Source organism: Pseudoalteromonas aurantia (assembly GCF_005886875.1).
GTDB lineage: Bacteria > Pseudomonadota > Gammaproteobacteria > Enterobacterales > Alteromonadaceae > Pseudoalteromonas > Pseudoalteromonas aurantia_A.
In genome coordinates, this window is record NZ_PNBY01000015.1 from 50,404 (window position 1) to 65,110 (window position 14,707).

Annotated in this window: 10 protein-coding genes; 8 read left to right on the forward strand and 2 right to left on the reverse strand. The window is 41.3% G+C overall.

Going from position 1 to position 14,707, the window contains the following annotated elements:
• The first annotated feature begins 91 nt into the window (after window positions 1-91).
• The 3 genes from glk to CWC18_RS03605 all read left to right on the forward strand — a co-directional run bounded on the left by glk (window position 92) and on the right by CWC18_RS03605 (window position 4,256).
• Complete coding sequence (glk, locus tag CWC18_RS03590; protein WP_138674725.1) at window positions 92-1,093, forward strand: glucokinase; 1,002 nt, start codon at window positions 92-94, stop codon at window positions 1,091-1,093.
• Between the two features lie 12 nt (window positions 1,094-1,105).
• On the forward strand, window positions 1,106-2,116 hold the full coding sequence (locus CWC18_RS03595; RefSeq protein ID WP_138592766.1) for a LacI family DNA-binding transcriptional regulator: 1,011 nt from the start codon (window positions 1,106-1,108) through the stop codon (window positions 2,114-2,116).
• Between the two features lie 535 nt (window positions 2,117-2,651).
• A complete protein-coding gene (locus tag CWC18_RS03605) occupies window positions 2,652-4,256 on the forward strand; it encodes a putative bifunctional diguanylate cyclase/phosphodiesterase (protein ID WP_171041025.1) in 1,605 nt (534 codons plus the stop codon).
• A 460-nt stretch (window positions 4,257-4,716) separates the two neighbouring features.
• Here the strand turns inward: CWC18_RS03605 and CWC18_RS03610 are convergent, their stop codons facing one another.
• Window positions 4,717-5,688 carry a LysR family transcriptional regulator gene (locus tag CWC18_RS03610; protein WP_138592767.1) on the reverse strand — a complete coding sequence of 324 codons (972 nt, stop codon included), beginning with the start codon at window positions 5,686-5,688 and terminating at the stop codon, window positions 4,717-4,719.
• Between the two features lie 118 nt (window positions 5,689-5,806).
• On the opposite strand from CWC18_RS03610, the gene CWC18_RS03615 reads away from it, so the two are divergent.
• The 4 genes from CWC18_RS03615 (at window position 5,807) to CWC18_RS03630 (ending at window position 12,182) form a co-directional block, all read left to right on the forward strand.
• Window positions 5,807-6,994 (forward strand): efflux RND transporter periplasmic adaptor subunit, encoded by a 1,188-nt coding sequence (locus CWC18_RS03615; RefSeq protein WP_138592768.1) that lies wholly within the window; start codon window positions 5,807-5,809, stop codon window positions 6,992-6,994.
• A 1-nt stretch (window position 6,995) separates the two neighbouring features.
• Window positions 6,996-10,136, forward strand: coding sequence for an efflux RND transporter permease subunit (locus CWC18_RS03620; RefSeq protein WP_138674726.1), 3,141 nt, complete (start codon window positions 6,996-6,998; stop codon window positions 10,134-10,136).
• Window positions 10,137-10,279: 143 nt separating this feature from the next.
• Complete coding sequence (locus CWC18_RS03625) at window positions 10,280-11,278, forward strand: zinc-binding dehydrogenase (protein ID WP_138592770.1); 999 nt, start codon at window positions 10,280-10,282, stop codon at window positions 11,276-11,278.
• 319 nt (window positions 11,279-11,597) lie between these two features.
• On the forward strand, window positions 11,598-12,182 hold the full coding sequence (locus tag CWC18_RS03630) for an MlaC/ttg2D family ABC transporter substrate-binding protein (protein ID WP_138592771.1): 585 nt from the start codon (window positions 11,598-11,600) through the stop codon (window positions 12,180-12,182).
• A gap of 86 nt (window positions 12,183-12,268) precedes the next feature.
• Here CWC18_RS03630 and CWC18_RS03635 read toward each other — a convergent pair whose 3' ends face one another.
• Complete coding sequence (locus tag CWC18_RS03635; RefSeq protein ID WP_138592772.1) at window positions 12,269-13,069, reverse strand: DUF2989 domain-containing protein; 801 nt, start codon at window positions 13,067-13,069, stop codon at window positions 12,269-12,271.
• 144 nt (window positions 13,070-13,213) lie between these two features.
• On the opposite strand from CWC18_RS03635, the gene CWC18_RS03640 reads away from it, so the two are divergent.
• The gene (locus tag CWC18_RS03640) at window positions 13,214-14,659 is read left to right on the forward strand and encodes a glyceraldehyde-3-phosphate dehydrogenase (RefSeq protein ID WP_119861974.1); all 1,446 of its coding nucleotides are present in this window, start codon (window positions 13,214-13,216) and stop codon (window positions 14,657-14,659) included.
• The last annotated feature ends 48 nt before the right edge of the window (window positions 14,660-14,707 follow it).

The window sequence follows — 14,707 nt, forward strand, 5'->3', positions numbered from 1 at the left end:
CTGAATGACGAATGGAATAAAGTGTTTAGAGAGTGATAGCTCTGGGCATAATAACAAAGCGCTACAGCGCAATGACAAAAGAGAAAACGACATGAGCCAGACAACAAGCTTTCAACTTACTCATTTTGATCCCATCATCGTTGCCGATATCGGGGGAACAAATGCACGTTTTGCCGTGATCACGGACTATGACGTAAACACCAATCAATTTAGCATATCTTATCAAGCGACTTTTCATAGCGCCCAATTTCAATCATTTGAAGCTGCTTTACACTGTTATTTAGAACAGCTGACGATAGACACACCGAAACGTGCCTGTTTAGCCGTAGCTGGGCCAATTAAAGCAAATCAAGTGTATCTGACAAATTTAGGGTGGCACTTTAACTCTCAAGAGTTGAAAGATTTAATGCGCTTTGATGAATTATCGGTGATTAATGATTTTGCTGCGTTTGCGTACGCTGCACCTTATTTAGATCCTGAGCAAAATATTATTATTAAGTCAGGGCAGGCAGAGCAAACCGCGAATATTGCAGTAATGGGTCCTGGTACGGGGTTTGGTGCTGCCTGTTTGGTAAGAGATGCCGGCGGATGTGCGGTGATGAGTTGTGAAGCCGGTCATATTTCGTTGGCTTCAGTGACAGATTTAGATCAAGCGCTTATTGATGAAATGCGTACAGAGCTAAAGCATGTGTCAATTGAAGATGTATTTTCAGGCCGAGGTTTAGCACGGCTTTATCGCACAATGGCAAAAGTGAGAGGGGTTACGCCACAAAACCTGACCGCAGCACAAGTCAGTGAAATGGCTGATGAGTGTGATATTTGTGATGCAACGCTCAATCATTTTTGTGATTGGATTGGTAGCGTTTCAGGCGATTTAGCGCTTACTTTTGGCGCATTGGGCGGCGTATTTATTGGCGGGGGTATTTTACCGCGCATGTCAGATAGATTACTATCAAGTCGCTTTGTTGAAAGATTTACCGAAAAAGGACTGATGTCGCAATATGCCGGACAGATTCCGGTGACATTAGTAGTACAAGACAATATACCTCTGATTGGTGCAGCAGCCTGCATTCATGAGCGTTATCAGGGCTAGGACTTAGACCGAATGAAAAAAGTTACGATTAACAGTGTTGCCACGTATGCAGGAGTGTCTAAAAAGACCGTTTCTCGCGTACTCAATAACGAACCCAATGTGAGTCCGGCAACACGTGAAAAAGTACTTAAAGTCTTTAAAGAGCTCGACTATACGCCAAATCCAATCGCAAGAGGGTTAGCCCGCAATCGTAGCTTTATTATTGGGTGTTTGTACGATAATCCGAGTAAGAGTTATATCACTCGAGTTCAAAGTGGTGCGCTAGAAGCGTGTCATAAGCACAATTATAATCTTTTGATCCACCCATGTGAGTTACGAGGCGACGCATTAATCGCAAATATAGAAAATTTATTAATGACCTCTCGACTTGATGGCTTGGTGTTAACGCCCCCGTTTTCAGACTCGCTTGAATTGATTGAATTTTTGAAGAAAAAGAATGTTAATTATGCACGTGTGGCCTCTGCAATTGAAGGTGACGAGTCGATTTCAGTAAGAAGTAACGATGAGCAGGGCGCATTTGAGATCACGGAGCATTTAATTGAATTGGGCCACAGCCATATTGCCTTTATTAAAGGTCACCCCGATCACAGTGCCACGGAGCAACGTTTTTCAGGGTATCAACGCGCGTTGAGCACTCATAACTTAACTTTTGACGATAAATTAGTGGCTGAAGGTAACTTTAGTTACCATTCTGGAGCTGATAGCGCCAAGGCCATTTTGGATATTAATCCGCGACCAAGTGCAGTGTTTGCCTCAAATGATTACATGGCCGCAGCGGTATTAAAGTTGGCGACACAACGACAACTAAAAGTACCAGAGGACATTTCAATCGCGGGTTTTGATAATGCGCCAATTGCACGTCATATTTGGCCTGGGTTAACGACCATTGCTCAGCCTGTGGAAGAAATGACGCGTCAAGCGGTAGACTTACTAATCGAACAAATTGGTGGTACACAGGCGCAAGTTAGGCAAACGACCCTCGAAGCTAAGCTCATCACCAGAGAATCAACCTCTAAACCGTAGCGCTTATTACCGTGTATTTCACACATTCTATGAGTGGCTCAATGATTGATTTTTGAGCCTTTAATCCGCTCTAGATCAACTTGTCTGCTCTCATCTTACGTAAGATGAAGTGAGTGGCCAGCTAACCAAACTGGTATTCTTAAAACGAAATAATAGGACATCAGAATGAATATAGAATGTCATAGCATCGCTAAATAATTATCTGAATTTAAAGATAAAATTCATACGCTAAAAATGAATGACCGCTATTTTGTGCGCTTGCTTGATGATGATCATTGATCATGCGGTGATACGGGTAGAAGATAGCATCGAAAATACTTTAGATGCTTATTTGGAATCACTTAAAAAGTAACAACTATAATTAAAAAAATCAGCTCTACCATATTCTTTGCAACAGCTAATGTGAAATAGCTTAAACAAGTTTGCAGGACCTTAATGAGGTTATCTTGTAAAGGCCTTCTGAGTTAAGTACGTAAGCAGCAATTTGATAAATTTAAACTATACTCAATGCATATTGAAAGCATAGGTATGGTTTGTGAATGTACTCGCATTAGTTCTTGTTTTATTGGGTGCCTTAGGTCTATGTGTATCACTTAAGCCTGCGATTAAACTGTGCCAAATTTCACCACGTTTGGGTTGGCGTGTCCTGTTAATTTTAATTCTTTTCTTTGTAATTGGTTACGTTGCTTTTGCTACCTATCTGCTCGATAAAAACGTGGATAACATGCTTGATTTAGGTGTGTCGCTCATTCTATTTTTTGGCGCTGTATTTGTTATTATTATTATTAATATGAGTAAAGATAGCTTGGTTGAGCTTTCTCAAGTTGTTGAAAAAGAGCGTTTTAATGCGCATCATGACTTTTTAACTCAGCTCGAAAATCGCCAGCAATGCATGGCAAAAATCTCGGCATTACAAAATTCAAATACCGATTTTTCAGTTATGTTGATTGATTTAAATAATTTTAAGCAGATGAATGATGCTATTGGACATTTGTTTGGTGATAAAATTTTAATTCATTTGGCAGAACGGTTTTCGCGTGCGCTTTTACCACATAACAGTTTGTATCGAATGGGAGGTGATGAATTTATTATCGTTATAAACGGCAACCGAGAAAGCGATATTTATGGGCAAAATAATGCACTGCTGAGTGAGCTCCATACACCTTTAGTAGTTGATGAACTTAGCGTAGACATTCATTACAGTGCGGGTACGAGTATTTATAACTGTGAGGAGCCAAAAGATGCCATTGACCTTCTCAAACAAGCCGATATTGCCATGTACAGTGCCAAACGTACCAAACAAAGCTTAGTTATTTTTGATGAGTATTTACATCAAGATTCAGACGAAGAATTTCATTTAATTAGCCGATTGAAAACCGCGTTAAATGGTGGGGAACTGACGGTTTATTATCAACCAATTGTGTGTGCACAGTCAGGAGAAATCCATGGCGCAGAAGCGTTATTGAGGTGGCCGCAGAAAGATGGTTCAGTGATCATGCCAGAGAGTTTTATCGGCATTGCAGAGAACAATAATATGATCCGTCAGGTGAGTTTATTTGTGATCAATCGGGTGTTTCAAGATTTACCTCGATTGCTGCTAGCTGACCCTTGCTTGATTGTGCACGTGAATTTATCAAGCCAAGATTTCTTAGGAAAAGATTTAATCAGGTTACTCGCCTCTCATGTTAACAATGCACAAGTAGATGCACGCCATGTTATGTTCGAGCTAACAGAAAGCATGATGATGACTGATTTAGCACAGGCACATGACTTGGTGGAAACGTTAATAGAAATGGGTTTTGCAGTCAGTATTGACGATTTTGGTACGGGCTTTTCCTCATTTTCACTACTTAAAGAATTGTCGATAGCGCAAATCAAAATAGACCGATCATTTATCGATGAGTGTATTAGCAACGAAAAAGATCGCGTTATTGTGGAAACCGCTGTGTTTTTAGCTAAAAGGTTAGGGTGTAGTGTTGTAGCAGAAGGAGTCGATAGTGATCGGGTGATAGAGTATTTAAATTCTCTTAACTGTGATTATTTCCAAGGATTTAAAATAAGCGAGGCGTTACCCTTAACGGCATGTATTAATTGGATAGAGTCTTCTGGTATGGTTAAAACTGTACTTCGCAAATATTAAAGTGAGTGGGAAGGGGGCTTTATCAGAACAAGGCAAGAGACTCAGTTATGGTGTCTTTCTGTCACTCGTGTCAAGCAAACCTAGCCTTGTCTAACAATGTCTCATGGCCCGCCTTGATCTAATGGAGTTAACGTAAAACACAGTCAATACTGCTGTCACTCGTATTATTGTGATCATATGTTAAAGTGAATATTACATCCTCAGGTCTTATTCAATATGAGTATAAGATGAGAGCACATGAATGTGTGGTTCAGTGAAGCCGAGTTGGCGCATAAATAAAAGCATCTAATGTAAACATCAACCCGATGACACCGAGTGAAAGAGCGCGCTATGCACTTGTCGAAAATGCGGCTGCAGAGCGACGCGCGTAGTCACAACGAAAAACTAAAACCATGAATGCATCATACACCTCTCAATATTTATGGCGGTGTATATACACATACTTTTTAAGACTTTGTCGCTAAAAGCGTGGTATGGCGGTAGGGGCTTTAAAGCCATACATGCTTGAAAAGTTGGGAATGTTATTTTCCCATATAGGGGTATCTTTTCCAATGTATTCTCTTATGGCGTCAAAGAATAACCGTGTTCTTACGGGTAAGTCTCTGTGTGGGTATACGGCATACATGGCACTGTAATCCATAAGTTTTACATCGGTTAGAAAAGGGATCAATTCTCCGCGTTTAACCTCTTGGTCGACTAAAAATGCAGGCACGACACAAAAAGCCGTATCTGAAAGTACTTTAAGGAGGATGAGCTCTCCATCGTTTGAGCGGAATACACTTTTAATGGGCACTTCTTGGGTGATGCCACTGGTATTGAAGTAACTTACCCCATTAAAGCGCAAGCCATCACTGGCATACGTTGCTGCCGGCATGTTAGTGAGTTCATCAATTGACTTAGGTGTGCCATAGGTGGCCAAAAATTGCGGAGTGGCAAGCATAAGTAATCTATTTCTCGCGATTTTTCGTGCAATTAAAGAGGAGTCTTTTGGTTCGCCAACACGAAAGGCCAAATCAAACCCTTCACCCACAATGTCGACCAGTCGATCTTCTAAGCGCAGCTCAACTTCCACTTGTGGGAAGCGCTTTTGGAATTCATTTATAACGGGCTGCACATAGCGGCGCCCAACAATGGTGGAGCTGGTAATACGCAGTAACCCCTTGGGCTCTGTGTGGTAGTTCTCAGCTAACAATTGAGTTTCACTCAGTAATTTACGTAATTCTTGTGCTTTTTTTACCATTTCTGCACCCGCGGCGGTGAGTGAAAATGAGCGGGTTGTTCTGTTAAGTAGGCGTACGCTCAGTTCATCCTCCAGTCTACCAATTTGTTTTGATATCACTGATCGGTCAATATTTCTGATTTGAGCCGCTTTGGCAAATGATCCGCGTTCCACGACATCTAAAAACATAAGTAAACGGGTACTAATATCCATTCTTTTCTCTATATAATGTTATTGGTGTTATTTTGGCACTAATGAATTTAAAAATCGATGCTTTTTTGTCTCTTATCTCATAGTTACACTGTACCGTATTATGAGAAAGGGGTCCAAAATGAAAAAACCATTTATCGTTCTATCAATTTTAGCAGGGTTAGCTTACCTCTCAGGTTGTACAGAGTTGCAAGCGCAAGGTGAACAACCTGCAGTGCAAGCTTTTAAGCAGCCCATTGACGTTGCACAAGTTCAGAGCTACCCAGTGCAATCATGGTTTACCTATACCAGCCGGTTAGAAGCTGTAGAAACAGTACACTTACGTCCTAGGGTTTCGGGTGTTGTTGAGTCATTAAACTTTAAAGAAGGCCAGCAGGTAAATGCGGGAGATACTCTGTTTATTTTGGATCAACGACCTTTTAAAGCAAAAGTATCAGAGCTTACTGCTCAATTAGCTAGTGCGAATGCCGCACTAGCGCAAGCTAAAAATGCGTCTAAGCGAGCAGAACGTTTATCGAATAGCGATTCGATAGCACAAGAGCAACTCGAAAGTCGCCGTTCAGTATTAGCACAACGTCGAGCTGATGTATTAGCAATGCAAGCAAAATTAGATGCCGCGCAACTTGATTTAAACTTTACAGAGGTTAAAGCACCGATTAATGGCATTGTTTCACGTGCGCAGATCACGGCCGGAAACACCGTTCAAGCAGGACAAAGTGAATTAACTAAAATTGTCTCTGACTCTCATCTATACGCTTACTTTGATATTAACGAGCGCACGTGGCAGCGTAAGTTTTCTGATCTTCGTGGCGATAAAAAGACGCAAGTACTAATGCAGCTCACTGGCCAGTCCACGTTTTCATATCAAGGAGCTATCGACTTTATAGACAACACCATTAATGCTCAGACAGGTACACTCAGAGTGCGTGCCGTATTTGATGCTGAAAATAGCTTAAAACCTGGCGCATTTACTCGTATTCGTCTCGCTTCTAGTGAGGCTAAGCCGCAAATTTTAATTCCTGAAAAGTCAATTGGTACAGATCTTAAAAATAGGTTTGTATTGGTCACTGATGAGCATGATATTTTGCAGTATAGGCTAGTGACGTTGGGCGAACGCTATGGCTCATTGCGAAGTGTTGTATCTGGTTTATCGGTTGGCGACAAAGTAGCCGTTAATGGGCCTGCTAGGGTTGGACCTGGGATGCCGATTGCACCTAAAATGGTTGAAATAGATACACAAGGGCAGTTGTTAGTACTTGATACAACAAAATATACGGTCCCTGTGATCACAATGCAGCAAGGTGAATAGCATGTCTTTTTCTCACTTTTTTATTAAACGGCCTATTTTTGCTGCCATGTTATCGTTGGTCATACTCATTGCAGGTGCAATCAGTTTGTTCCAACTCCCTGTGAGTGAATACCCTGAAGTTGTGCCTCCGACTGTTGTGGTTACGGCAAATTATCCGGGTGCAAACCCTAAGGTTATTGCTGAAACAGTGGCAACGCCATTAGAGCAAGAGATCAATGGCACAGAAAACATGCTTTATATGTTTTCACAGGCAACAAGTGACGGCCGTATGACATTGACGGTTACCTTTGCATTGGGAACAGATCTTGATAGAGCGCAGGTTCAAGTACAGAACAGAATAAACAGTGCTTTACCTCGATTACCGCAAGAAGTACAGCGACTGGGTGTGGTTGCTGAAAAAGCCTCGCCTGATTTAACAATGGTGGTGCATTTATTTTCACCGGAAAATACGCATGATACGGCTTACTTGTCGAATTATGCAGACTTGTATGTTAAAGACCAAATAGCCCGTTTACCAGGGGTGGGCGATGTGCAGTTATTTGGTGGTGGTAAGTATGCCATGCGAGTATGGTTAAACCCAGATGCATTGGCGGCTAACCAATTGACTGCGATGGATGTTGTGTCTGCACTGCGTGTGCAAAATCAGCAAGTTGCAGCGGGTAGTTTAGGTGCGCAGCCATCAGCGAATGAGGCACAATTTCAAGTTCTATTAAATGTTAAAGGCCGATTAGGCAGTATTGAAGAATTTAATAAGGTCGTTATTAAAGTCGGTGATAATGGTGCGCTTATTCGTTTAAGAGATGTTGCGCGAGTAGAGCTTGGTCAAAATTCGTATGCATTGCGTGCCATGTTAAATGGCCAACCAGCACTCGCAATGCCAATTTTTCAAAGACCGGGCTCGAATGCGATTGAATTATCTGATCAAGTGCGCGCAACGATGGCACGCTTAAGTGAGTCATTCCCCAGTGGTGTGGAATACGATATTGTTTATGATCCTACCGTATTTGTGCGTGGCTCAATTGATGCCGTCATTACGACACTATTAGAAGCGGTGGTGTTAGTTGTATTGGTTGTGATTTTATTTTTACAAACATGGCGTGCATCTATTATTCCTTTAATAGCCGTGCCGGTATCACTTGTAGGAACGTTTGCGGTCATGCAGTGGTTAGGTGTATCTATCAATACCTTGTCATTGTTTGGGTTAGTGTTAGCCATCGGTATTGTGGTAGATGATGCCATTGTGGTGGTGGAAAACGTTGAGCGTAATATTGCCAAAGGGTCTAGTCCGTTCGAAGCAACAAAAGTAGCGATGAATGAGGTCACCGGTCCAATTATTGCGATTGCGCTTGTGTTGTGTGCGGTGTTTATTCCTACCGCCTTTATTACAGGGCTATCAGGGCAGTTTTACAAGCAGTTTGCTTTAACAATTACCATTTCAACGATCATCTCTGCGATAAATTCATTGACATTATCCCCGGCATTGTCAGCCATGTTACTTAAACCACATGGCAGTAAACCTGACTTTTTAACGCGTATCTTGAACAAACTCTTTGGCAAATGGCTATTTGAACCGTTTAACCGGTTTTTTGATAAAAGCAGTGCAGGCTATGAGAAGTTTGTCAAAAAGCTGATCAGAATGTCGTTAGTCATTGGGGTGGTATATGTGGCGTTACTGGGTTCAACCGTTAAGTTATTTGATATGGTGCCAGGTGGTTTTATTCCAGCTCAAGACAAACAGTACCTCGTTGCTATTGCGCAATTGCCTGATGCAGCCAGTTTAGATAGGACTGAAAATGTGGTTAAGCAGATGGAACAAATTGCGCTGCAGGTGCCTGGTGTGGCAAATACAGTGTCATTTCCTGGATTATCAGTCAATGGTTTCACTAATAGTCCCAATGCCGGTATTGTCTTTACGCCTCTCGCGCCTTTTGAAGAGCGCACTGATCCGAATCAATCTGCTATGGCGATTGCGATGGAGTTAAATAAGCGGTTTACTGCGATAGATGAAGCGTTTGTTGCCGTGTTTCCACCTCCGCCTATTCAGGGGTTAGGAACAACCGGAGGTTTTAAAGTACAAATACAAGACCGTGATAATAAGGGATTTGAGGCGCTATTTGCTGCATTAAACACGGTGACGAATGAAGCGAGAAAAGATCCAGCGCTTACGGGGCTATTTTCAAGCTTTAGAATCCAAGTACCACAAATGGATATCGATATTGACCGTGAGCAGGCATTAATTCAAGGGATCCCTTTATCTGAAGTCTTTGATGCGCTGCAAGTATATATGGGGTCGTTATACGTTAATGACTTTAATATGTTTGGTAGAACGTATCAGGTAACTGCTCAGGCTGAAGCTGAGCACCGTCTTGACCCTAAACAAATCTTAAATTTAAGAGTACGCAATGGGCATGGTGATATGGTACCACTTGGTTCTGTATTGACCGTAACACCGACGACGGGACCTGATAGGGTTATGCATTATAACGGCTATCCAAGCGCTGAACTAAACGGCAGCCCAGCTGCGGGGTATAGCTCAGACCAAGCTCAGCAAGCGATGGAACGTATTTTAGCGAAGCACCTTCCAACAGGTATGGGATTTGAATGGACAGATGTTACTTATCAGCAAATATTAGCCGGTAATACCATGATGTATATATTCCCATTGGTTGTGTTGTTGGTGTTTATGGTGTTAGCCGCCCAATATGAAAGTTTACGTTTGCCATTGGCGATCATTCTGATTGTACCTATGACAATATTTTCAGCATTATTAGGCGTATGGTGGGTCGGTGGAGACAATAATATTTTTACTCAAATAGCCTTAATTGTACTAGTGGCATTAGCGTGTAAAAATGCAATCTTAATGGTGGAATTCGCTAAAGAGCAACATGATGACGGGCAAAGTCATCTGTCGGCCATTATTGAGGCATGTCGATTACGATTACGGCCTATTTTGATGACGTCGATTTCATTTACTGCGGGTGTGATCCCATTAGTGATGGCATCAGGGGCGGGCGCAGAAATGCGTCATGCAATGGGGATTGCTGTGTTTTTTGGTATGATTGGCGTGACGGTATTTGGGTTATTATTTACGCCGGTATTTTATATGCTGGTGAATCGTAAAAGTGTCAAGAAGGCAGATTAGACTATTTAGATTTGTAACAGTAAGTGAACTTTTGGTTGTAGCAATCTTGATTGAATGTTCTAATAATTAACATAGTGCAGGTTATGTTACCTTAGGCAGGGATGCCCTAAACTATCGAATAACACGTAAAAGTTGAGAGAATTATGGTTGAATTACCACATGAGATGAAAGCTGTTTTGTTAACAGAAGTAGGTGTCGATTTTAAATTGATTGATGCTTGCATCCCTGTTCCAAAACTTTCGGATCAAGAGGTACTTGTTAAAATCGAGTACGTTGGTTTGACAGGGTTAGACGCCAAATTTGTTCAACAAGGGACCCCATGCTGGCAATACCCAAGAGTGTTTGGTTTAGATGCGGTGGGTGTTGTGGTTGCCGGCCCAAAAGGGGGCCACCCAGAAGTTGGGGCGCGAGTTATGTGGCACAATGATATTGCCAGCGAAGGGGTGCTTAGTGAATATGTGAAGGTTCCCAATTTTGCACTCACTGTGCTACCCGCTGATATAAACCCTGCGTTGGCTGCCAGCTTGCCTACTCCAGGGATGACCGCGCTCATTGCATTGTATAAATTGCAATTGGAGGAAGGTGATACCATTTTTATTGAGTCAGGCAATACCTGTGTGGGTCAGTTAGCAGTACAAATGGCTTATCAGCAAGGACTCACAGTGATCACCAGTTCACCGAAACAATGCACAACTGCACTAAAAAAATTAGGCGCTGAGCTGGTTCTGGATGAAAATGAAACGGATATTGGGCAAAAAATACAAAAGCATTTTGGGTACGATACAGTGCATGGTGTGATTGATATGTCAGGCAAGTATACGAATAAGCTGTTAGAGTTTCTTCAGTTTTGTGGGCGGATCAGTTGCGTTTCTGGTTTAGCGACACTTGATGAAACTTTGTTATTTAAAAAGGCACCTAATATTGGCATCGTTTCTTTGCCGGGTGCTTGGCTTGCAAAAAGTATTTGCGCACAACAACGTATGTCTTTTCTGGGAAACGTCCTAACGGATTATTTACAGCAAGAGCAGTTATGTTTATCAGAGAAAGAGGTAATTGCTTTTGATGCCGTGAGTATATATGACGCATTAATAGCACGCATTAACGGCAACAGTCACTTCTATCAGGTTGTTAAGGTTGCTTAATTTATAGTAAAAACGGGCAACAGCGATTTGTGCGTTTTTATTTATGACCAAAACACGGCCAAGTGTTTTAATCCCTTCAGAAAGCTCGCCTACACCTGTAATATTTACTAGTGCATCACTGACACATTTATACAATCATCTTTACAAATTCTCACATATATTATGCTTAAATTCTTATAAAATACCCATTACTGGAATATGTTACGACTTATGCAATTTCATTGATGCCAAAATGGCATCAAGTATGTGCTTTATTGTATCTTCTTTAGCATGAGGTTTTTTCGTAACATAGCATTATTGAACATTGAGGATGTTACGTATGAACAAATTATTTGCTGCGCTTGTGTTATTATTTTCTACCTTTAGCTTTGCTACAGAAACCCCTTACCAATTGATTAATCAAGTTGGTGATAAGATGTTTACTGATATTAAGTTAGTGAATGCAGATGGTAAGGCAGACAGCAGTACGATGAAGAACATAGTACGTAGTCGGCTCATGCCTCATGTAGACGTTAAATTTGTCTCTTTTAAATTATTAGGTAAACACATTAAGGGTTTGAAACGTGCTCAAGCAGTGGAGTTTATCGATGCTGTGGATAGTTACTTAATTAGCACGTATGCGGCTGCGTTACTGCAATATAAAGGGCAACAAGTCATTTTTGAAGAATTACCGGTAAGTAAAGACAGCGATTATGCCACGGTTAAAGTACTTATTAAGGAACAATCAGGCCCAGATATTGATATGCACTTTAAATTCAGACAGGGTAAAGATGGTGCTTGGAAAGTATATGACATGGTAGCTGAAGGTATTTCGTTATTAAGTGCCAAGCAAAAAGAAATTACGGGCCGTATTTCCCAGGTAGGTCTCGCCACCGTAACAGATGAGTTAAAAGGTAAAATGTAGATATAGTTAACTTTCTGACTTAAAGTTAATTGTAAAGAGCAATCATAATGATGATTGCTCTTTTTTAATGTCTAAATGGTAGCGCGTTAAAATTCGCGAGGGGAGACAAATGACCCAGCTTGAATATCGGCAAAAGTTTGTGATGCTAAATCATCAAGCGGTCCCAGAGACTGCCCACGGCCAGTCAGCTGTTGGGTAACCGGAAATGAATCGATATCTTCAAAACCAGATAGTTGCGCCACTTTAGAAAAAATATACGCGTGTTTATACTTTTTATGTTTATAAAACAGACTTGTTAAAGTGGTATAGACTTCTATGTCGGGCATATGGCCTTCTTTATTGAGCTCAAGTACGCGATAGAGTAAATTAATTGTCTTCTCATCATCAAACTTTGCATAGTAAGACGCCAAAAATAATTGAATTTCTGGATCTGATGTGACCTTTGGTGAGTCTTGCATTTGTAGCAATTTATTCATCGCGGTCTGGTTATTATTTCTCGACCATTGATAATACAATAAACCCGGATGTGTTGTATTGACGGTGTCTTGATATATTCTATTCATCTCTTTTAAACTGGTGAGATGCCCCTCCACGCGAGATGTGGTTTTGTCTTTGAGTTTAATATGTTCGATCTTTGCTGCTAAAGACACACATTCATTGTATGTTTCAAACAGCTTGAGTAATTCGTAGACGTTATCATCAGTGGGATCTTTGTATTCGATGTAACGTGCAATGGCCACGTTTGCACGCTGCTCTTTACAGTGACTGTCCTTATTTAAATCGGTACAAAATCCAGGGGTTTCAGTGCAAACACGACTAAGTGTGAGCGATTCATCGCACCCGGTAAGTAACAATGCTGATAAGACAAGGGCCTGTCTTAATACCATTTCAATTTCTCTCTTTCTTCTTATACTTATCATTTTAACGCAATGATTTGTTCGGTAACAGTGGAGAATCATAGCAGTTTAAATTAGAATACCGATGCCCAGAAGGGCTATCCGTTCAAAAAATTGTTTATTAGGCAGAAAAAAATGACCTTATCTCACGAGCAAGAATATCAAAATAGCTGGCAAGAACGCCAAGATTACGCAGAGAACATGCAGCCAATTATTGGTCGCTTATATCGTAATTCAGGCATCGAAATCGCCATCTATGGTCGCCCTCTTGTAAATACCAGTGTTATTGATGTAATTAAAGCACATAAAACAGTGGCACGCTTTGAAGAAAGCAAATTACGTCTACGTGAAAGTTTCCCATTCTTAGAAGCAATCAGCAAAATGGATCTCGCACCGGCACGTATTGACCTGGGCAAATTAGCCTATGCATATATCTACAAAAATGCAGGTGAAGGCCGTTCGATTGAAGAATACCTTAATGCTGAACTTTCTGAATTATTAAATAAAGGCGATGGCCAACAACCTCGTGATGTTGTGTTGTATGGTTTTGGCCGCATTGGTCGTTTATTAGCGCGCTTACTGATAGAACGTGGCGGCTCTCACGCTGATTTACGCCTTCGTGCAATCGTAGTTCGTGGTGGCCGCGATGGCGACTTAGAAAAACGTGCAAGTTTGTTGCGTCGTGATTCAATTCATGGTCCATTTAACGGTTCTATCACAGTAGACCACGAGAAAAAAGCCATTAAAGCGAATGGTAACTATATCCAAATTATCTATGCTAACTCTCCTGATGAAGTAGATTACACTGAGTACGGTATTGAGAATGCACTAATCGTAGATAACACCGGTATTTGGAAAGATGAAGATGGTTTAGGTTTACACCTTAAGTCAACAGGTGCTGCCAAAGTACTACTAACCGCTCCTGCAAAAGGGGAAATCAAGAATGTGGTATACGGCGTAAATAACGACGATATTGCATCAGAAGACAAGATTGTTTCAGCAGCAAGCTGTACAACGAATGCGATTACGCCAGTATTGAAGGCAATCAATGATAAGTTTGGTATTAAGAATGGTCATGTAGAAACTGTACATTCTTATACAAATGACCAAAACCTCATTGATAACTACCATAAAGCTGAGCGTCGTGGTCGTAGTGCGGCATTGAACATGGTGATCACGGAGACCGGTGCTGCGAAAGCAGTTGCTAAAGCATTACCAGAACTTGCTGGTAAGTTAACAGGCAACGCTATTCGTGTACCAACGCCAAATGTATCAATGGCAATTATTAACCTAAACCTAAACTCAGAGACAGATCGTGAAGAGCTAAATGGCTATTTACGTGATACGTCACTTTACTCTGACTTACGAGATCAAATTGATTATACCTCGTCAACTGAGATTGTATCGACGGATTTAGTTGGTAGCCGTTATGCGGGTGTTGTTGATTCACAAGCAACGATTGTTGATGGCGATCGCGCAGTACTGTATGTATGGTACGATAATGAATTTGGATATAGCTGTCAGGTAGTTCGTGTCATGCGTGACATGGCTGAGGTAGCATTCCCAAGCCTACCGCGTTAATAGCGAATTTGTTTCAAAAAGCCAGCATTAGCTTAATGCCGATCAGAT

Coding starts and splice junctions, on each gene's coding strand:
- glk (WP_138674725.1), top strand. CDS start 92: ATGAGCCAGACAACAAGCTTTCAACTTACTCATTTTGATCCCATCATC.
- CWC18_RS03595 (WP_138592766.1), top strand. CDS start 1,106: ATGAAAAAAGTTACGATTAACAGTGTTGCCACGTATGCAGGAGTGTCT.
- CWC18_RS03610 (WP_138592767.1), bottom strand. CDS start 5,688: ATGGATATTAGTACCCGTTTACTTATGTTTTTAGATGTCGTGGAACGC.
- CWC18_RS03615 (WP_138592768.1), top strand. CDS start 5,807: ATGAAAAAACCATTTATCGTTCTATCAATTTTAGCAGGGTTAGCTTAC.
- CWC18_RS03620 (WP_138674726.1), top strand. CDS start 6,996: ATGTCTTTTTCTCACTTTTTTATTAAACGGCCTATTTTTGCTGCCATG.
- CWC18_RS03625 (WP_138592770.1), top strand. CDS start 10,280: ATGGTTGAATTACCACATGAGATGAAAGCTGTTTTGTTAACAGAAGTA.
- CWC18_RS03630 (WP_138592771.1), top strand. CDS start 11,598: ATGAACAAATTATTTGCTGCGCTTGTGTTATTATTTTCTACCTTTAGC.
- CWC18_RS03635 (WP_138592772.1), bottom strand. CDS start 13,069: ATGGTATTAAGACAGGCCCTTGTCTTATCAGCATTGTTACTTACCGGG.
- CWC18_RS03640 (WP_119861974.1), top strand. CDS start 13,214: ATGACCTTATCTCACGAGCAAGAATATCAAAATAGCTGGCAAGAACGC.